At 62.3% G+C, this 19262-nt stretch carries 20 protein-coding genes; 10 read left to right on the top strand and 10 right to left on the bottom strand.

The annotated features are described in order from the left end of the window. Positions 1 to 61 precede the first annotated feature (61 nt). A complete protein-coding gene (locus CIW50_RS23405) occupies positions 62 to 1126 on the bottom strand; it encodes an AbrB family transcriptional regulator (RefSeq protein WP_149533582.1) in 1065 nt (354 codons plus the stop codon). Positions 1127 to 1240: 114 nt separating this feature from the next. After that, complete coding sequence (locus CIW50_RS23400) at positions 1241 to 1516, bottom strand: PsiF family protein (RefSeq protein ID WP_149533581.1); 276 nt, start codon at positions 1514 to 1516, stop codon at positions 1241 to 1243. Between the two features lie 194 nt (positions 1517 to 1710). Here CIW50_RS23400 and CIW50_RS23395 point away from each other — a divergent pair, with 194 nt between their 5' ends. From CIW50_RS23395 to CIW50_RS23375, 5 genes are all read left to right on the top strand, one after another. Next, on the top strand, positions 1711 to 2217 hold the full coding sequence (locus tag CIW50_RS23395) for a hypothetical protein (protein ID WP_149533580.1): 507 nt from the start codon (positions 1711 to 1713) through the stop codon (positions 2215 to 2217). Positions 2218 to 2295: 78 nt separating this feature from the next. After that, the gene (locus CIW50_RS23390; protein ID WP_149533579.1) at positions 2296 to 2682 is read left to right on the top strand and encodes a CidA/LrgA family protein; all 387 of its coding nucleotides are present in this window, start codon (positions 2296 to 2298) and stop codon (positions 2680 to 2682) included. After that, entirely contained in the window at positions 2679 to 3401 is a 723-nt protein-coding gene (locus CIW50_RS23385; protein ID WP_149533578.1) for an LrgB family protein, read from the top strand. Before CIW50_RS23390 ends, CIW50_RS23385 begins: the two co-directional genes overlap by 4 nt. A gap of 108 nt (positions 3402 to 3509) precedes the next feature. Next, positions 3510 to 4289, top strand: a complete 780-nt coding sequence (locus CIW50_RS23380) for a sulfite exporter TauE/SafE family protein (protein ID WP_149533577.1) — start codon at positions 3510 to 3512, stop codon at positions 4287 to 4289. 33 nt (positions 4290 to 4322) lie between these two features. Then, positions 4323 to 5000 (top strand): DsbA family protein, encoded by a 678-nt coding sequence (locus CIW50_RS23375; protein ID WP_149533576.1) that lies wholly within the window; start codon positions 4323 to 4325, stop codon positions 4998 to 5000. Between the two features lie 94 nt (positions 5001 to 5094). Here the strand turns inward: CIW50_RS23375 and CIW50_RS23370 are convergent, their stop codons facing one another. Then, positions 5095 to 5310, bottom strand: coding sequence for a hypothetical protein (locus CIW50_RS23370; protein ID WP_068730379.1), 216 nt, complete (start codon positions 5308 to 5310; stop codon positions 5095 to 5097). 134 nt (positions 5311 to 5444) lie between these two features. Here CIW50_RS23370 and CIW50_RS23365 point away from each other — a divergent pair, with 134 nt between their 5' ends. Then, the gene (locus CIW50_RS23365) at positions 5445 to 6101 is read left to right on the top strand and encodes a DNA-3-methyladenine glycosylase family protein (protein WP_172980438.1); all 657 of its coding nucleotides are present in this window, start codon (positions 5445 to 5447) and stop codon (positions 6099 to 6101) included. Between the two features lie 132 nt (positions 6102 to 6233). Further along, a complete protein-coding gene (locus tag CIW50_RS23360; protein ID WP_149533575.1) occupies positions 6234 to 7328 on the top strand; it encodes a DUF2855 family protein in 1095 nt (364 codons plus the stop codon). Between the two features lie 10 nt (positions 7329 to 7338). Here CIW50_RS23360 and CIW50_RS23355 read toward each other — a convergent pair whose 3' ends face one another. Then, entirely contained in the window at positions 7339 to 9093 is a 1755-nt protein-coding gene (locus CIW50_RS23355) for a chloride channel protein (RefSeq protein ID WP_149533574.1), read from the bottom strand. 221 nt (positions 9094 to 9314) lie between these two features. Here CIW50_RS23355 and CIW50_RS23350 point away from each other — a divergent pair, with 221 nt between their 5' ends. Then, positions 9315 to 9872: an HNH endonuclease gene (locus CIW50_RS23350; RefSeq protein ID WP_149533573.1), complete on the top strand. Its 558-nt coding sequence runs from the start codon at positions 9315 to 9317 to the stop codon at positions 9870 to 9872. Positions 9873 to 9899: 27 nt separating this feature from the next. Here CIW50_RS23350 and CIW50_RS23345 read toward each other — a convergent pair whose 3' ends face one another. Genes CIW50_RS23345 through CIW50_RS23330 form a run of 4 tightly spaced genes read right to left on the bottom strand, consistent with a single transcriptional unit; the run spans position 9900 to position 13459 of the window. Beyond that, positions 9900 to 10877 (bottom strand): Bug family tripartite tricarboxylate transporter substrate binding protein, encoded by a 978-nt coding sequence (locus CIW50_RS23345; protein ID WP_149533572.1) that lies wholly within the window; start codon positions 10875 to 10877, stop codon positions 9900 to 9902. Positions 10878 to 10934: 57 nt separating this feature from the next. Further along, positions 10935 to 11831, bottom strand: coding sequence for a polysaccharide deacetylase family protein (locus CIW50_RS23340; RefSeq protein WP_149533571.1), 897 nt, complete (start codon positions 11829 to 11831; stop codon positions 10935 to 10937). Positions 11832 to 11866: 35 nt separating this feature from the next. Continuing rightward, a complete protein-coding gene (locus tag CIW50_RS23335) occupies positions 11867 to 12766 on the bottom strand; it encodes a fumarylacetoacetate hydrolase family protein (RefSeq protein WP_149533570.1) in 900 nt (299 codons plus the stop codon). A 9-nt stretch (positions 12767 to 12775) separates the two neighbouring features. Continuing rightward, a complete protein-coding gene (locus tag CIW50_RS23330) occupies positions 12776 to 13459 on the bottom strand; it encodes a GntR family transcriptional regulator (protein WP_149533569.1) in 684 nt (227 codons plus the stop codon). Between the two features lie 221 nt (positions 13460 to 13680). On the opposite strand from CIW50_RS23330, the gene CIW50_RS23325 reads away from it, so the two are divergent. Together CIW50_RS23325 and CIW50_RS23320 are read left to right on the top strand one after the other, a co-directional pair. Further along, positions 13681 to 14757, top strand: coding sequence for a carboxylesterase family protein (locus CIW50_RS23325; RefSeq protein ID WP_149533568.1), 1077 nt, complete (start codon positions 13681 to 13683; stop codon positions 14755 to 14757). A gap of 102 nt (positions 14758 to 14859) precedes the next feature. Then, positions 14860 to 15831 (top strand): S1C family serine protease, encoded by a 972-nt coding sequence (locus CIW50_RS23320; protein ID WP_149533567.1) that lies wholly within the window; start codon positions 14860 to 14862, stop codon positions 15829 to 15831. Positions 15832 to 16015: 184 nt separating this feature from the next. On the opposite strand, the gene CIW50_RS23315 is transcribed toward CIW50_RS23320, so the two are convergent. Both CIW50_RS23315 and CIW50_RS23310 read right to left on the bottom strand, forming a co-directional pair. Further along, positions 16016 to 16978 carry a DUF1775 domain-containing protein gene (locus CIW50_RS23315; protein ID WP_149533566.1) on the bottom strand — a complete coding sequence of 321 codons (963 nt, stop codon included), beginning with the start codon at positions 16976 to 16978 and terminating at the stop codon, positions 16016 to 16018. 44 nt (positions 16979 to 17022) lie between these two features. Then, positions 17023 to 19227: a TonB-dependent receptor family protein gene (locus tag CIW50_RS23310; RefSeq protein WP_149533565.1), complete on the bottom strand. Its 2205-nt coding sequence runs from the start codon at positions 19225 to 19227 to the stop codon at positions 17023 to 17025. Positions 19228 to 19262 lie beyond the last annotated feature (35 nt).

The raw sequence follows: 19262 nt of genomic DNA, 5'->3' as shown, positions 1-19262 counted from the left end.
TAGCATTTCTCGTTGAGCATGATCTTGTCCGAAAACCGGTATCCACTTTTCGGGATCATGCTCAGTCGTCGATGTCGTCCTGTGCCTTGCCGAACAGATGCACGATGCCGGGCGTGACGATCGACACATAGATGAAGCGCGACAGATGATGCGCGCCGACGAATACCGGATCGATATGCAGCGTCAGTGCGAGCGCAAGCATCGCGTCCATGGCACCGGGCGCGAAGGCGACGACGACATCGCTCAGCTTCACGGTGGTGGTCAGCGCGATGATCGTCACGAACACCGCCGAGATCGCGATGGCCACCGTGAACGAGCCGAGCGCGGCCCAGACATGGCTGAGAATGGTGCGCGGCGAGATCTTGCCGAAGCGCGAACCGATCAGGCTGCCGATGCCGACGAGCGCGGTGATATAGGCCCATTGCGGCAGCGTGCCGTGGACCCAGCCGGTGCCGTGCAGCACCGATGACGCCATCATTGCGCCGAACATCCAGCTTGCCGGAAATTTGATCCAGCGCATGAACAGCGAGACCGCGACGGCCGCAGCGGCGAGTTCGGCGAGCGCCAGCGGCGAGGCTTCCGGCCCACGCGACGGCAGCGGGCCGTGGGCCATCAGGCCCGTAGCGGCGAGTAACAAGGGGACCATGCCGGTGAGGATGATGACGCGAAAAATCTGCACGACCGCGATGCCCGGCACGTCGGCGTTGCGCTCGGTGGCCAGCATGATGATCTGCGACAGCGCGCCGGGGCTGCCCGCCAGCAGGGCCGAGGTGCGGTCCCAGCCATGCACACGCTGCAGATAGATGCTGCTGCCGAAGGTGGCGCAGAACGTGGCCAGCGCCAGCAGCCCGATGGTCACTGGATAGGCGCTGAGATTGTGCACCATCTCCGGCGACACCATCGAGCCAAGCGACAGACCGAGTGTCATCAGGATGACATGGGCCATCGGCTGCGGCAGGCCGACCGGGCGGCCGAAGATGCCGTAGGCGGCGACCGCGATCATCGCACCGGAGATCAGTCCGCCCGGCAATTCCGCCAAATAGAATAGCGCGCCGCCGATCGTGCCGATGACGAGCGTCTCAAGGGTCGTGCGAATTTGCAGGGAGCTGGGAAGGGCGATGGCCATTTGCACGGGAAGCTGAAGGAGCCAGCTTTATGGCAAAGTCCGCACCTGCCGACAAATGCGGTGTGGTCTACCTGTCCCTCGCTTTCCGGGCGAGAGACAGGCAGTCCGGGCTGGTTAGTTCGCCTTCGTGCCCTTTTTGCAGTCCGAGCGGAATTTGCGGCGCTCGGTGCCATGCAGACCCTTGGCGTCGGCCTGTTTCGAACATTCAAGCGACGCCGCCGTGCGGGGCTTTTCCGCGGTCTTGTCCGCAGGCGCCATCTTGTCGGCTGGGGCCGCTTTCGCAGGCGCAGTCTTGGTGGCCGTCGGCGCAGGTGTCTGTGCAGTGGCCGCGCCGACCAGCAGGAAGGAGGCGACGGCAGCGGTGGCTAGGCTGGAAGCAAATCGGATCATGGCAGCACCTCGGATTGAACGGGAAATCAGCGTGGGCGCCCCGGGCTGAACGGGAGGTGAATGAGTTGAAATATATCTGATGGTGTGATCACGATAATTTTTCGCAGGGAGCTGCGGTCCCGTTGCTACGTGCAGCGGTCGCGATAGGATGCCGTCGTCTGCTTTTACTTAGTGTAGCAAAGGGAGAGAACGCCATGACGATGCCTGTCAAATTCGCCTGCGCGATTGCAGTATCCAGTTTTGCTCTGCTTGCCTTCGGTCCGGCTCATGCACTCACCGCGACCGAATGCAGTGCAAAATATCAGGCGGCCAAGACCGCCGGCACGCTGAACGGCCAGAAATGGAATGACTTCCGCAAAGCTGAATGCGGGACGGATGCCGCTGCGACGACGCCCGCCGCTGCACCTGCAGCAACTGCCGCGCCGAAGGCTGCCGAGGCTAAACCGGCGGCGGCTCCCAAACCTGCCGTAGCCCCCAAGCCGGCTGCCACGACAGCCGCCGCTCCGGCAGGCCCTGCCACCTTCCCGTCGGCGGTCGATCCGAAATACGCCAAGGAAACGGCGGGCAAGGCACGGATGCACACCTGCGTGGATCAGTACAATGCCAACAAGGCCGGCAATGCCAACGGTGGCATGAAGTGGATTGAAAAAGGCGGCGGCTACTACAGCGAATGCACCAAGAAGCTGAAGGGCGCCGCCTGATCGCGTCAGCCGCGCGCTGGGGTTGATCGACATCACTTGCTTCGCGGGCGATAACAATCCGTCACCCGCGGAGTCCCCATGATTGCCAGTCTGTCCCTGATCCTGCTGTGCCAGCTTGCCGGCGAGATTGCCGTCCGTGCCTTTGCATGGCCGGTGCCCGGTCCGGTGCTGGGCATGTTGTTGTTGCTCGTTCTGCTGTTGCTGCGGGACCGCGCCGTGCTGTTCGCGCAAGGGCCGCTGCAGGGCGGCGGCGTGGAAAATGCCGCCAAGGGCCTGCTCGCGCATCTGTCGCTGATGTTCATTCCCGCCGGTGTCGGCGTGGTGCAGAAGCTCGATCTGCTGGCCGAGCATGGCACCGCCATCGTCGGCGTTCTGGCGATCTCGGTTGTGATCACGCTGCTGGTGACGGTGGTGACATTCCTCATCATCAGCCGGGTCATGACGCGCGGGCGCAGCGTGTCATGACCGCCAATCCATTCTCACTCTGGGTCTATCTCTCGCAGCAGCCGCTGCTGTGGCTGACCGTGACGCTGCTGGTCTATGCGACGGCGGATGCGCTGTCGCTGGCGACCGGCCGGCATCCGTTCGCCAATCCGGTGTTCCACTCGATGTGGATCATCGCCGTGTTCCTGCTGCTGACCGGGACGTCCTACACGACCTATTTCAGCGGTGCGCAATTCGTGCACTTCCTGCTCGGTCCGGCGACGGTGGCGCTGGCCGTACCACTCTATGAGAATCGCAAGATCGTGGCGGCAGCGATCGTGCCGATGCTGGCTGCGCTGGTGGTCGGCTGTGCCACGGCGATCGTCTCGGTCGTGTTGCTGGCAAAGGCCTTCGGCCTGCCGCAAAATGTCGTGTTGTCGCTGGCGCCGAAGTCGGTCACCGCCGGCGTCGCTATGGGCATCAGCGAGTCGCTCGGCGCTGACGCATCGCTGACCGCGGTGGCGGTGGTGCTGACCGGCATCATGGGCGCGATCATCGTCACGCCGATGATGAACCGCATGGGCATCACCGATTATCGCGCGCGCGGCTTTGCTGTCGGGTTGGCGTCGCACGGCATCGGGACTGCCCGGGCATTTCAGGTGGATGCCGTGGCCGGCGTCTTTGCCGGCATTGCCATGAGCCTGAATGCGCTGGTGACCTCCCTGCTGGTGCCGCTCGCCGTCACCCTTCTGGTGCGCTGATGGTCACGACAGCGTTTTCCCGGCAAGTGGATTTGTGATGCTGACTGCATGGAGCCGGGCCAAAAAGGCCATTATGGTCGTGTCGTCGTCAACGAGAATCGGCCGTTCATGATTACTGTGATGCAAGGGGCGCTCGGCCTGGCTTCGGGCGCACTGGTCGGCTTCTCGCTCGGCCTGGTTGGTGGCGGCGGCTCGATTCTCGCTGTGCCGCTGATGGTCTATGTCGTCGGTGTGCCTGAGCCGCATGTCGCCATCGGCACCAGCGCCATTGCGGTCGCGGCCAATGCGGCGGTCAATCTCGGCAATCATGCGCGTGGCGGCAATGTGCACTGGTCCTGCGCGCTGGTGTTTGCCGCCGCAGGAATCGCCGGTGCGCTCGGAGGTTCCATCCTCGGCAAGCGGGTGGACGGGCAGAATCTGCTGGCGCTGTTCGCGGTCCTGATGCTGGTGATTGCCGTGCTGATGCTGAAGACGCGGGCCCATGTCGGCGAGCACCGCGTCGAGATCAGCATGTCGAACACGCCTTCGCTGCTTGCGCTGGGTCTTGTCACCGGTGCGCTGTCCGGTTTCTTCGGGATTGGTGGTGGCTTTCTGATCGTGCCGGCGCTGATGGCGGCCACGGGCATGTCGATCATGAGTGCGATCTCGTCGTCGCTGGTGGCGGTCACCGCCTTCGGTCTCACCACGGCATCGAGCTATGCCTGGTCCGGGCTGATCTCCTGGAAACTCGCGCTGGTGTTCATTCTCGGCGGGTTGCTCGGTGGACTGGTGGGAACCAGTCTGGCGCAGCATCTGTCGCTGCGGCGCGGCGCGTTGAATACCGTTTTTGCGTCTATCATTATCGTTGTGGCGCTCTATATGTTGGCCCGCAACATCTACATTACCTGAGCGCTGGCGCATGATGCGTCTTCGGAGAACATCATGACCGCCGCAACCCGCGATAGCTCGAAGACCGCCACGACGCGCCGCGCTGCGCTCGGGCTTTTCGGCGGTGCCATGCTGCTCGGTGCATCCGGCAAGGTGCTCGCGGCGGCCGGAGCTACCAAGGATCAGGATGTGTTGAACGAAGCCGCGGTGCTGCGCGATCCGGATATCCCAGCTGCGGGCAATCCGAAGGGTGACATTACCATTGTCGAATTTTTCGATTATCAGTGTCCCTATTGCCGCAAGATCGCGCCCGATCTGCGCGCCTTGGTGAAGGAAGACGGCAAGGTTCGCCTGGTGTCGAAGGATTGGCCGATCCTGGGGCCGGTATCCGTCTATGCGGCCCGTCTCGTGCTCGCTGCCAGATACCAGAACAAGTTCATCGAGGCGCAGGACGCCCTGATCAGCCTCGATACCAAACTGACCGAAGCGATTGCTCGTGACCGGCTCGCAAAGGCCGGCATCGACGTGGATCGCGCCGTCGCCGATCTGCAGAAAAATCAGGATGCGATCGTCGCCAAGCTGAAGCAGATCGATGAGCAGGCAACGGCTTTCGGCTTCAATGGCACGCCGTCCTTCATCGTCGGCAAGTTCCGCATTCCCGGCCCGATCACCAAAGAACAGTTTGTTCTCGCGATCGCCGATGCGCGCAAAGCCGCGGCTGCGAAGAAGTAAAGCCGGCACATTCAAGACGGAAAAGCGCCCTCGCTCATGAGCGAGGGCGCTTTTGGCCGGCTTCAGCGGGCCTTTTTGTTGGCGATGTGTCGTCTTACGACTTCACTTGCGAGGTCAGTTTGGCCCAATCCTGCTTGGTGCGCGTTTTTAGCGCTTCCCATTCATTGGCGGCCACGTCCCAGTTGACGATGGTTCGTCGCTCCTGCGCCGTCTGGCCGTTCGCCACAGACGATGTCGACATCGAATCGTAAATGTAAACGCCGATGCCCAGGATCAGCGCACCCAGGATCATTCCAAAAAACGTCCGCATGGCGGTAGCCTCCATTGAACGCAAACAACGCGACATCCGGGGCTTTGGTTCCAGGTTGCATGGTGCGCTATTGCCGCAGCGTATTCATTGCCAGCATTGATCTTGCAGTCACGCCGTGGTGATCCTTGGGAATTATGACCGTTCATCTCACCGATCAGTCCGTGCTCGACGACGCCATTATGGAGTTGGTGAAGCGCGATCCGCGCCTGCAGCCGATCCTGGCCATGGCAGGGATGCCGGCGCTGCGCCAGCGAGCCCCGGGCTTTGAAGGACTGGCTCAGATCATCTGCGGGCAGCAGGTCTCGGTGGCATCGGCCTCGGCGATCTGGGGCCGCGTCTCCGGTGCTTTCTCGCCGTTCGATCATCACGCCATCCGCAAGGCGCGCACCGATCGCCTGGGTCGGCTTGGCCTGTCGGCGGCGAAGATCAAGACGCTGAAAGCGCTGGCGCGCGAACTCGTCGAGGAGCGGTTGAACCTCGATGTGCTCGCCGAGGAAGACGCCGATGCTGCGCATAACACGCTGATCGCATTGCACGGCATCGGTCCGTGGACGGCCGACGTCTATCTGCTGTTTTGTCTCGGCCATGGCGATGCATGGCCGGCGGGCGATGTCGCCATTCAGGAATCCATCAAGGTCGGACTCGGTCTCAAGGAACGCCCGACCGTGAAGCAGATGGCACCGCTGGCAGAACCGTGGCGCCCGCTGCGTGGTGCCGCTGCGCATCTGTGGTGGGCTTACTATCACGCCATCAAGAAGCGCGAAGGCGTGATCGGCAAGCCCGCAACTTAACAAGGCGGCGGCATAACACGGCTTGTCTTAAATCGCGTTTGAAACGAACGTTGTTTTAAACAACTCCACTGTCGCAAAACAGACATTAGCGGCGGGAATGATCGCAGCAGCAAAAGCTGCGGAGTTCGAACGATGAGCACATGCACCCAATTCAATGTCGTGAAGAACGATTTTCAAGGAACGGCGCTGGTGCAGATGTCGCTGCCGCGACTGGACGAACTATCCGACGGCTGCCTGCTGGTCGAGGTCGAGCGTTTTGCTTTCACCGCAAACAACATCACTTACGCGATGCTGGGTGACATCATGAAGTACTGGCAGTTGTTCAAGGCGCCTGACGGATTCGGCAATATTCCGGTCTGGGGTTTCGGCAGAGTGATTGCCTCGATGCATCCGCAGATCGCCGCAGGTGAGCGGTTGTTCGGCTATTTCCCGATGGCCTCGCATCTGGTGATCGAGGCTACGGATGTCAGCAAGCGCGGTCTGCGCGATGGCGCGGCGCACCGGCAAGGCGTGGCGCCGGTCTACAATGCCTATGCGCGGGTGACGGATGACCCGGCCTTTGCCGGGCGCAATGGCGACTATCAGGCGCTGCTGCGACCGCTCTTCATGCTCTCGTTCCTGGTCGATGATTTTCTCGCCGAGGAGGCCTTCTTCGGTGCACGTACCGTCATTCTATCCAGTGCCTCCAGCAAGACCGCCTTCGGTCTCGCGCATTTGCTGCATAGCAAGCGCAAACCGATCCGCGTGATCGGCCTCACCTCGGCGGGGAATGCCGATTTCGTGCGGTCGCTCGACTGCTACGACGACGTCGTGCTCTACGACCGCATCGATACGCTGCCCGCCGATCATCCGGTGGCCTTCGTCGATATGGCGGGCAATGCCGATCTGCGCGGCCGGCTGCATAGGCACGTCGGCGGCAAACTCGTTTATAGCGGGCGCGTCGGGCTTACCCATCAGGATGAGGGGGAGGATGCGGAGCTTCCCGGTGCCCAACCCTCGTGGTTCTTTGCGCCGGACCAGATCCGCAAGCGCGCCAGGGAATGGGGGCCGGGCGGCATCGATACACGCTTCAACGCCGCGTGGTCGGGATTTTTGCCGTTGCTGGAACAGTCGCTCGAGATTGCCGAGAGCCGCGGCCCTGTCGCCGTCGAGAAAATCTATCGCGACACGCTGGCGGGGCGGGTGCCGCCGCATCAGGGCCACATGCTGTCGTTTGCAGTCGGCTGATGCAGGATCGTCACATCTCGCCGATCGCTTCGCGGCGGCGCTGCTCGGACTCTTCGGCATAACGGCGCGTCGCGTGGGCTTCTGACAGCGTGCCGAGCACGCGGTGGCTTCCTGCCTCGACCACGGCCAGCGATTCTGCTTCAGCGCCTTCGAACACCACCATGGCGTCGCGGATGTTCATGTCGGGATGCAGCACGACGTCGCGACAATGCAGCAGGCTGTCCAGACGGAACGCGGCCACATCCGGTGAATGCGCTTCAGCGACGATGGCGAGGCCGACATAGCGGCCTTCGGGATCGACGGCGACGACCTGATTCTTCGAGCCGAGCGGGAATTTCTCGCGAAATTCGTCGAGCGGCATAGTGGAGTCGACGGTCGGCACGTCCGGGCGGAGCAGGCGCTTGACGGTGAGATCGCGGATCCACCCGACGTCAGCGGCGCTGCGGATGGTCTCGCCGCGCAGATGCAGGCGCCAGGTGGCGAAGGAGTAGCCGAACAGTTCGCGCGTCATCTGGGTGGAGATGATGACAGCGACCAGTACCGCGGTGGTGAGCCAGAGATTGCCGGTTGATTCGAGCGCGATGAAGGACATGGTCAGCGGCCCGCCGATCACCGAGGCCGAGAGCGCGCTCATGCCGATGATGGTGTAGACGGCGGGATCGATGGTGAAGCCGATGCCGGTGGCATTGAAGCCGACCGCGAATAGATGACCGCCGAGCGCGCCGAGAAACAGCGTGGCAAAAAACAGACCGCCACGAAAACCTGTGCCGAGCGAGACGATCGAGGCGAGCGTTTTCAGCACCATCACGAAGGCGACCAGCGCGACGGGATAGGCCGTCATGCCGCCGAAATGCAGCGCGCCATGTCCGGACGCCATGACTTGCGGCGTCAGGAGTGCCATCAAGCCGACCAGCAGCCCGCCCAGCGCCGGACGCATTGGCGGCCATAATTTGATTTTGGTGAGCAGTGCTTCGGTCCATGCCACCACGCGCATGATGCCGATGCCGAAGGTCGCAGCGAAGACGCCGAGCAGGGCGGCCACTGCGAGATCATGGCCGAGCACGTCACCGAATCGGCCGGCAACGACGCCAAGCGATAGTGGATCAAAGGCATGTGCAACGAAGTAGCCGGTCACCGCGGCAACGCCGACCGGCATCAGACTCGCCGATGTATAGCCGCCGATCACCAGTTCGAAGGCATAGAACGCGCCGGCCAGAGGCGCACCGAATGCGCCGGCGATTGCGGCCGCCGCACCGCAGCCGACCATTACGCGCTGGTCGCCGCGGCGCAGGTGGAAGGCGCGCCCGATGGAGGCACCGAGTCCGCTGGCGAGCTGGGTGTAGCCGGCCTCGAGGCCGACCGAGGCGCCGACGCCGCTGGACCACACGGTTTGCAGCGCGACGATGATGCTGCCGCGGAACGACATCCGCCCGCCGTGGAGCGCGTTGGCCTCGATGGGGTCGACCTCGCGGGCCGGTCGCCAGCGCGAAAGCCACAGGAAGGCGACGCCCAGCAACAGCCCGCCAAAGGTGGGAACCAGAATCGCGCGTACCGGATCGATCCAGAACTGGCTGGAGAGCCGCTGGCCCCATTCCAGATTGAACAACACCGCGTGAAGAACGCTGACCGCAGCGCTCATGCCGGCCACCACGAGCCCTCCGATCACGCCGATCAGCGCAGCCAGAATCGCAAGACTTGTTTCATGCGCGCGGACAAAGGCACGCAGCCGTTGCGGGGCCTCGAGATAGCGGGAGGAAGGAACCATCGGGCAGCGTCCGGTATTTGCGGCCGCGAACCGGGCGCGCGCCACGGGGTTTAGCGGCAGGCGCTGCGACAGACCACCCGCAGTTCCCAGAAAAGCGACCCAACACGGCGCTTTTGTGAGGGGACAAGATCTGCCCTATGCCCTTCACAACCCTGTCACGCTGCCTGTAGTATGTGGAGACGGGTTGCTTCGCAGCCATATGTGGGGGTCAGGAGCGTTACTTGAACGCACATGTCTCGCAAGGCGGTTGGCCGGTTCTGGTCCTCAATGCGGATTTCCGGCCGCTGAGTTACTACCCGCTGTCTCTCTGGTCGTGGCAAGACGCGATCAAGGCAGTGTTCCTCGATCGTGTGAATATCGTAGAGCTCTACGATCACGCGGTGCGGAGTCCTTCGTTCGAATTTCAGCTGCCCAGCGTGGTGTCGCTGAAGTCGTTCGTGAAGCCGACGACGCATCCCGCCTTCACCCGGTTCAACGTCTTCCTGCGCGACCGCTTCTCCTGCCAGTATTGCGGCTCGCATGACGATCTGACCTTCGATCACATCGTCCCGCGCTCCAAGGGCGGCCAGACCACCTGGGAGAATGTCGTCGCGGCCTGCTCGCCCTGCAATCTCCGCAAGGGCAACATGACGACACAGCAGGCGCGCATGTTCCCACGCCAGACGGCGTTCGCGCCGACGGTGCACCAGCTCCATCGCAATGGCCGGCTGTTTCCGCCGAACTATCTGCATGGCAGCTGGCTGGACTATCTCTATTGGGATACCGAACTGGATCCGTAGGCGGCGTCGGGCGCTACGCCAAGATCGCTATTCCTGCTTCAGCTCGAGCTTGCGGATGATATCGCCCCATTTGGTGATCTCTCCGCGCACATAGTTCTGGGAGTCGGTCACCGAACCGCCAACGGCCGCGAAGCCGATGCGGTCGAATTGTTCGCGGACACTTGCATCTGCAAGCACCTTGTTCACGTCGGCGTTGAGCTTGTCGATGACTGTCTGCGGCGTCTTGGCCGACACCAGGAATGCGACCCAGGTTGCATCCTCGTCGTCACTCAGTCCGAGTTCACGCGCGGTTGGGACATCCGGAAGCGATGGCATGCGCTCGCGGCTTGTTACGGCCAGCGCCTTGACCTGTTTGCCCTTCACCAGCTCCATCGCTGCGGGCAAGGCGACGCTGGCCAGAGGTGTGTGACCGCCCATCACCGCATTTAGCGCGGGACCTGCACCCGTGAATGGCGCATGCACGATGTTGGCCTTGGCGTTGAGCTTGAATATTTTTTCGGCCGACAGATGCGGCGTGGTGCCGACACCGGCAGTGCCATAGGTGAGGTTTTCCTTGGCGGCAGAGGTGATCACCTCGCGCAAGGTCGACGCTGTGAGATTCGGCGCGCCGACGATCAGATTGGGCGTGGTCGCCGCGACCGCCACGGTCTTGAATTCATCCGGCGAATAGCCGGCCTTTGCCGACAGGCTCGGATTGACGGCGAATGCGCTTGTTGTCACCAGCACGGTATAGCCATTGGGTTCGGCCCTTGCAGCCGCGCCAGCCGCGATATTGCCACCGGCACCACCGCGATTCTCGATAACGACGGGTTCGCGCCACAGGTCGTTCAGTTTCTGTCCGACAATGCGCGCGATGATATCGGCGGGGCCGCCCGGCGCGAAAGCGACCAGCAGGCGCACCGGCTGTGCCGGGTAGGGCTGCTGGGCGACCGCGGGACCAATCGCCGTCAGCAGCGCTGCGGTGATGACGACCGCGCTGGATGCGCGCTTGAAGAAGTGCGTCATGATATTCCTCCTCGATGTCTTTTCGGGAGGCTTTTGCGCCTCCTCGACGGGTGTGGTTCAGAACACCTCGTCCTTGAACCACCGGCCCTGCGCCAGCGCGTATTCCGCAATCTCCATACGCGTGCCGATCCAGACATCGTCGCGCTTGCGCGCCAGCTTGATCATGGCGTCGTAAACCCACGCACCTGCCGGGCGACCGAACACATGAGTGTGCGCGGTGACATCGAGCATGAACGGTGCCGCGTCGGCCTGGCTTGCATTGTCGAGGATGGCGCGGAACTGATCGATCAGCGTCGCCGGCGCATTGCCGTAGCGGATGCTGTGCGGCAGATCGTTCACGTCCATCGTCAGCGGAATGCCGACGATGCGCTGCTCCGGCGCATCTTTCTGCGTGATAATCGAGGGCAGGTCGTCGTCATTGCAGTCGCCGAACCAGACATAGCCTTCCTCAGCGAGCAGTTTTGGCGAAATCAGGCTTCCGGTGCCACGTGGGCTGATCCATCCTTTCGGACGTTCGCCGGTGACGGCGGCGATAAGGTCACCGGTGCGGCGGATATTGGCGCGCTCACCGGCCTCGTCGAAATAGACCGGGATGACATCCATGCCATAGGAATGCGCCACGATCTCGTGACCGGCGGCATGAAGCTCCTTCAGCACGGTCGGATGGGTTTCGGCCAGCACGCCGTTGACCATGATGCTGGTCTTCACATCGTTTGCGGCAGCGATGCGCGTGAGGCGCTGGATGCCGCGCACGGCGCCGTAGCTCGCCCAGGAATGTGCGTTGGTATCGAAAAAGCCGGGCTGCAACACGTTGCCCATCGGCCCGATGCCCGGTGCCTTACCGGGCGACCAGGCTTCATAGGCCAGATTGAAGACGATGCCGATGCGAGCGCCGTTCGGCCAGCGAAAATCCGATGTCGCGCGCTGCACGCGGAATGTCTTGGAATCACTCATGTCGTTGTCCTTGCTTTGATGAGTGCAGAGCCGTGTCAGGCCACGATGTTGTTGGAGAGGATGCCGATGCCTTCGATCTCGGCTGTGACGCGATCTCCCTTGAGCAGGAAGCGCGGCGGCGTCATCGCATAGCCGACCCCTGACGGAGTTCCGGTGGCGATCACGTCTCCGGGCTCCAGCGTGAGACCGCGCGTCAGATGTTCGATGATGGCCGGGATATCGAAGATCATGCGGCTGGTGCGGCTATCCTGGCGCACTTCGCCATTGACCGTGCTGAAAATCCGAAGGTCGGCAACATTCGGCAGCGCCGACGCATGGATCACAACCGGCCCGAACGGGCAGGAGCGATCGAGCCCCTTGCCTTTGAACCACTGGCCGTAACGGCGTTGCATGTCGCGACCGGTGATATCGTTGATGATCGAGTAGCCGAACACATGATCGAAGGCGTTCTGCGCGGAAATGTTGCTGCCCGGCTTGCCGATGATGACAGCGAGCTCGACTTCGTAATCGAGCTGCTCGGTGACATTGGCATGCTGTGGAATCGTCTCACCTGAAGCGATCACGGCGGTCGGCGGTTTGGTGAAGAATTCCGGCACGCTTGGCAGCGGGGCGGGCGCCTTGCCCTGCGCGCGCATACCTTCGTCGATATGATCCTTGTAATTGCGGCCGACGCAGAAAACGTTCTTCTTCGGCCGCGGGATCGGCGCCATCAGCGTCAGCGATGCCCGCGCTACGAGGTTTGCGGCATTCACTGCCGATGCGAGATCACGCACGATGGCGAGCCCCGCTTCGCCGGCTTCGGCGAGATCGCCGACATGGCGCGGCGCGGAGACCTGGCCTGCACCCGGCCATGCCTTCGTCAGGTCGAGAACATTGTCATCGATCAAGAGGCCCAGATGCGATCCGTCAGCGGCTGCAAAAGTGAGGAAGATCATGTTGTGGTCTCAATTCTGTTCGTGGAGGTCGAATTCTTTCAACGACGCCGCTGCCTGGTCGCGCAGCAAACGGACGTGCCGTCGCGCGAGTATTTCCGCGCGGTCGGGATCGCGCTGTGCGATCGCGTCGATGATGTCGTGGTGCTCATGAAACGATTGCGAGCCGCGATTGAGACGCTCGATGAAGCGCAGTCCCGCCATTTTCAGATGGCCGAATGACTCCCATGTCTTGCTGAGCAGGGCGTTGCCGCTCTCTTTGATCATCAGCGCATGAAAGGCCGTGTTGGCAGCTGCATATTCGGCGGGGCGTGCCAGCGCGCCGGCTTCATCGAAATCGGCAAATACGGCCCGCAGACGGGGCGCGATATTAGCCGCACCGTTGAGGGCCACTTCGCGTGCGGCCAGACCTTCCAACATTTCCCGGATCGATAGCCATTCGAGATATTCCGGCAGCGATGTCGGCATCAGCCGTGCGCCGCGGCGCGGGCGAAACGTGATCAGCCCTTCCTGTTCGAGCCTGCGCATGGCCTCGCGTACGGGAGTCCGGCTGACGCCGAGCTCCGCCGCAAGCTCCTCTTCTCGAAGCCGCAAGGGGGCTGTGAGGCCGGCCGCGCGCACCCCCAGCCTAACTTTCAAGGCCGTATAAACTTCGTCTCTCAAGTAGGGCCTGGCGGCGATCGGACTAATGCTCATAAATTTTTGTATATGTATACAAAATCGATAAGTCTACGGTATTTCAATGCTGCAATGCAGCGATTGTGCTGGAGGTGATGTGATCTGGGTGATCTGTAATTGGGGCCGACAGATCTTTCGCCGGGTGCGGAGATGGCCGCTTTGCCGTCGTATCAGTATGGTCTCTGGCCTCTCGCTCGGTCCTGGATTGATGGGGCCAAACGATTTGCCCGGAGCTTCCGATGAGCGACATAGTCGTCGACGATATCGTGGTGTTGCTGCCACCTTTGCTGCAATCACTGGAGGCGCTGCAATTCGTTGCGCGCAATCTGCATCCACCAGCCTTTGACGCAGTGATGGACGCGATCGGCGAACCCGATCAGGCGCTCAAGGCGGTGCGCGCCAGTCTTAACACATGGCCGGATGATTTTGCGGACCTGCGGGCGCATCTCGATGCGGCGAGCGACGCGGCGCTGACAGCCTTTACCGGCCTGCGTGCCGCCCGGCAGCCCGGTGGCGATCTGCCGATGGTCTTTCGTGCATTGCGTCACGCCACGCGCGCACAAGAGGCGCTCTATGCGACGGTCGCGCGGTTGCCACCTGTAAGCACGTTCTTTCTTCCGCCTGACGAGCGCGAGAACACGGCGCTGCTCGAACGGCTGGCGTCACCATCGGCCGAGAACACCGGCATTGTTCATGACGGCGAACCTGGACGTCGCGGCGGTTTTTCAATGTATGTGCCGGAAACCTACACGCCGGATCGTGCATGGCCGCTGGTGATGGCGCTGCATGGCGGCAGCGGCAACGGCGGCGCCTTTTTGTGGAGTTGGCTCGCCGATGCGCGCAGCGCTGGCGCGATTCTCATCGCGCCGACGGCGATCGGCAACACCTGGGCGCTGATGGGCGACGACGCGGATACGCCGAATCTCTCGCGCATTCTCGATCTCGTGCAATCACGCTGGCATATCGATCCGACGCAACTCTTGCTGACCGGCATGAGCGATGGCGGCACGTTCTGTTACGTCACCGGCCTGCGTGCAGATTCGCCGTTCACCCATCTGGCGCCGGTGGCTTCGACCTTCCATCCGCTGATGGCGCAGTTTGCCGATGCAGATCGCCTGCGCGGTCTGCCGATTTATCTCGTGCATGGTCGCCTCGACTGGATGTTTCCGGTGCAGACCGCGCGGGAAGCGCAGCAGGCCCTGACGATTGCAAGCGCCGACGTCACCTACCGTGAGATCGATGATCTCAGTCACTGCTATCCGCGCGAGATCAACACGGTGCTGCTGGAGTGGCTCGTAAAACGTCCCGGTGCGTAACCAAACGCCGCAGGGCCGCTAAGTTCACGGGCTGGACTTCCACGGCGGCGATCGGTTCTTATATGGCGGGGAACTGGCGCTTCCGGACAAAGGAGATTTTGCATGCCTTCACTGACCGAATGGAAAGTGCCCCCGAGTGTGCAGCCGCGCGCAGAAGATTACGGATTCGATCTCGAACAGGCGTTGGATGCGGTCGTCGGGCTGCATTGCATTATCCCGGAAGATGCATTTACCTCGGAGACGCTGGGCACCGAGCGCGCCGGCAACGGTGTGCTGATCGGTGACGGTCTCATTCTCACCATCGGCTATCTCATCACCGAAGCCGAAACGATCTGGGTGCATCTCGGCGACGGTCGCGTGGTGCAGGGGACGGTGCTCGGCGTCGATCAAGAGAGCGGCTTCGGGCTGGTGCAGGCGCTCGGCGAGATCGATATCGCGCCGCTGCCGCTCGGCGACTCGGTGGCAGCGAAGATCGGCGATCGCGTGGTGATCGGCGGCGTCGGCGGGCGCACGCGGTCGGTGGCCGGCAAGATCGCTGCGACCCAGGAATTCGCCGGCTATTGGGAATACCTGCTCGACGACGCGATTTTTACACATCCGGCGCATCCGAACTGGGGCGGTGCCGCTCTGATCAACGCCAAGGGGGAGTTGATCGGTATCGGCTCGCTACAGATTGAGCGCGAGCATAGCGGCAAGAACGAGCATCTCAACATGGTCGTACCAATCGATCTGCTGAAGCCGATTCTCGACGACCTCAAGACCCATGGTCGCGTCAACAAGCCGGCGCGGCCCTGGCTCGGGCTCTATGCCGCGGAGGTCGAGGACAAGGTTGTCGTGGTCGGGATCGCCAGGAAGGGGCCTGCGGCGCGGGCCGAGCTCAAGACCGGCGATGTAATTCTTGCCGTGAATGGCGAAGAGGTATCGGATTCCGCCGAATTTTATCGCGCACTCTGGGCGCTCGGTACCGCTGGTGTCGACGTGCCGCTGACGTTGTATCGCGGTGGCGATACGTTTGATGTCGAGTTGGTATCTACAGACCGTTCGAAGATGCTGAAGGCTCCCCGGCTGCACTAACGCCAGGTGGAATCGTAGTCTGTGACAATGGTCTGGATGGTATGTGCGGCTGTTGCGGCGCTGACGAAAAATTGGATAGCCCAGAATTGCAAACTATCCGAATCGAGACGCCCGACACAATCGCGGCCTCGTCATGGACATCGTGCGCACCGCAAGATGTGCGGTGCGCGAGATCTCGATGCGATCAGTGCGCGTGTCCGCCGCCGGCCGGTGCCGAAGCGCCGACGGCGTTGACGTCGAGTTCGACATCCACCTTGCCGGCCTTCTCGAACTGCAATTGAGCCTTCACCTTGTCGCCCTTGGCGAGCGGCTTGGCGAGATCCATCAGCATCAGGTGATAGCCGCCGGGCTCGAGCTTCACCGTGGCGCCGGGCTTGATCTCGAGCCCGTCATTGAGCGGGCGCATCTTCATCACGCCGTCGTTCATGCTCATTTCGTGTACCTCGATGCGGCTGCCGCCGGTGAAGGTGCCACCGAGCAGTTTGTCGCTGGTCTTGCCGCCATTGGTCACCGTGAGATAGCCGCCGGCCACCTTTGCCCCGGGCGGCGTCGCCCGTGTCCAGGGCGTCGATATCATCAGGTCGCCCGCATGGACCATGCCGGACATCTGCGCCATCGCATTATCAGGCGCTGCCGCCGCAAGGCGCACGATCGGCGCCGGTGATTTCAGGCTGTGCGGATCCTGCCCCGCAACCGGGATCTGCGCCCACTCCTCCGAGCCCTGCTCGCAGCTCTGTAGTGTGGGCAGATACAACGGTGCATCGGCCTTCAATGCGGCAGGCAGATAGGCCGAGAACACGAACTCGTCATAGAAGTCGTTGTCGAGCTTCCCGGTCCAGGTGATTTCCTTCACGCCCTCCGACGCCTTCAGGCCATGCATGAAATCGTAGGACTGCGCATAGGCGCCCTTCTTCACGGCGATAGTCCAGCCTGGCTTCGCCATCGGCTTCACCGCGATCATGCCTTCGGGAATCTGCACGGTGATCTTCGTCGTCGGCGAGGTGCCGCAGCCATGCGGCACGGCGAGCACAGCGCGGTAGGAGCCGCCGACCGTGGCCGGACCGCTCTGCACGAAGACATGAGCATGGGCCGGCGTGGCCGCTGCGCCCAGCGCAGTGAGAAGCAACAGCGTGGAGCGGTTGGTCATGGAACGTCCTTTCGTGAATGGAAGCATAGCTGATTTCGTCATCTTCACCACCTCGCCTTGACGCCGGCATAGATCGCGCGGCCGGTGCCGGGTTCGAACAGCGGTGATGTCGCCGTGGCCTGATTGAGAATGCTTGCGGAGGCGATGTAGCGGGTATCGAGCACGTTGCGTGCTTCGATATAGCCCGAATATGTGCCGCCATTGTCGACGCCGGCTTTCAGGCCGAGCAGCGCGTAGGGCTCGGTTTTCAGCGTATTGGCGCTGTCGACATAATAGGATTCCGGCACCCATTCGAGATTGGGACCGAGATAGAAGCCGTTGGCATGCTTGTAGAGCAATTCCGCGCGCAGATAGTGCCGCGGCGCGCCCGGCAGCAGGTTGTTGCCGAAAGTTGCATCATTGTCGAAGCGGAAGTCGTTGAACGTATAGGCCATGTTGAGCCAGAGCTTGTCCGGCTGCGGACCCGCGTCGAACATGCCCTTGAAGACAGCGATGCCAAGGCCGGCCTCGATGCCCTGATGGATGGTGCGATCCGCATTGGTGACGTTGCAATTGCCGAAGGCGCTATAAATACATTGCAATTCGTCGGTGATGTTGGCGCGATAGCCCGTCAGCTCCCATGTCAGGTCGGGTCGCCGTCCACGCGTTCCGATTTCATAGGTGGTGGCGCGCTGCGGCCGGATGCTGGTGAAGGGAATGGTCGGGATGCCCGGGCCGTTCGAACTCTCGCCGAAGCTCGGGACTTCGGCACTGCGCGAGATATTCGCGTAAGCCTGCCAAGTCGGATCGATATTCCAGAGGACGCCGCCTTTCGGACTCCACAGGTTGAATTCGGTCGCGCCCGACTGGTCGCCATCGCTCAGGAAACGATCCTGACGGTTGCGCGTGGCATAGAGGAATTGCGTGCCGCCAATCAATGCGACGGAGGGCAGCACATAGAACGAATTCTCAGCATAGACCGATGTATTCTTCGAGCGGTCGATCGATGACGACGTCAGCGCGCCCTTCTGGCCGCCGACATTGACGTACTGGTTGTTGTCGATGCGGCCGTTGATCACGTTGACGCCGGCGACGAATACGTTGCGATAGCCACCGATAGTGCGGTCGTCGGTGACCTTCGCGAAGCCGCCATAGTCCTGATAGCTGTAATCCAGATACTGGAAGATGGGGTGCATCAGGTGCCGGTCGACGCCGAAGACGCCGAAATCGATCGTGGTGTTGTCGAGACGGATCGTGGTCTTATTGGCGAGGCGCACCGTGTCGATATTGCGCTGCTGGTCGCCGGTGAGGTTGCTGGCCGCCGCCGTGGTCGGTGAGTTCAGCGCGCTGTCTTTGCTAACCGAGCCGGGAATGCGCTGACGGACGCTGTTGGCATTGAGATAGAAGCGCGTCTCGAAATCCGGCGAAAACTGGTAACCCACGTTGCCGCTGACGCGGGTGGCCTCGCCATAGCTGTGATCGCGGAAGCCATCGGCGGATTGCGTCGAGGCCGTGATGAAGCCGTCCCACGGACCATTGGCGCCGCCGGTGTTGGCCTGCAGGCGACGGAAGCCGAAAGCGCCCATGTCGACCGACGCGCCGTTCGGAAAAGGATCGCGGCCGGTGGGCGTCACAAAATTGATGGCGCCGCCGAGCGAATTGGCACCAAAGCGCAATGCGTTGCCGCCTTTGAACACCTCGACATATTTATAGGCGGTCGGATCGATCTCCTGGAAATCGCCATAGCCGTCGGCGGTGTTGATCGGGATGCCGTCCATATAGAGCTGCACGCCGCGCAGATGGAAATTGCGCGACAGGCTCGATCCGCGGATCGACAGCCTTGTATCGTCACCCCATTTTGGTTGAGCGAACACGCCGGGCACATAATCGAGGATGTCCTTGATGGTGTTCGACGGCGTCGATGTTCGCCACGCATCTGCCGTCACCAGCGCGACGCCGCCGGGTGTCTGCTGGATGTCGCGGAGTGCCTGCTGGGCGGTGAGCACAGTGAGTGCGCCCGGCACGTTCGGTGCCTGCGCGCCGACAGGAGCCGGCGTTGCCGAAGGGGCGGTGTGCGCAGTGCGGGCGTTTGGCGCAATTTGAGTTTGGCGTGGCTTGCGCGCAGCAGCGGTGCGCGGTTGCGCGGGCGCATCGACGGTGACCGCCGGCAGCGATGTGAAGGGAGCCGATTGGGCCGATACCACGCTCGGAATGAGCGTGGCCGCGGAGGCGAGCAGGGTTCTGCGCAGCCGCTTGGAAACGGATAACATGGGTGAAACTCCACCGGGATTGAACTGAGCAACGC

Origin of the sequence: Tardiphaga sp. P9-11 (assembly GCF_008329525.1) — a bacterium.
Classification (GTDB): domain Bacteria; phylum Pseudomonadota; class Alphaproteobacteria; order Rhizobiales; family Xanthobacteraceae; genus Tardiphaga.
The sequence above is the reverse complement of the archived record's forward strand: the minus strand, read 5'-3'. Positions and strand labels throughout refer to the sequence as shown.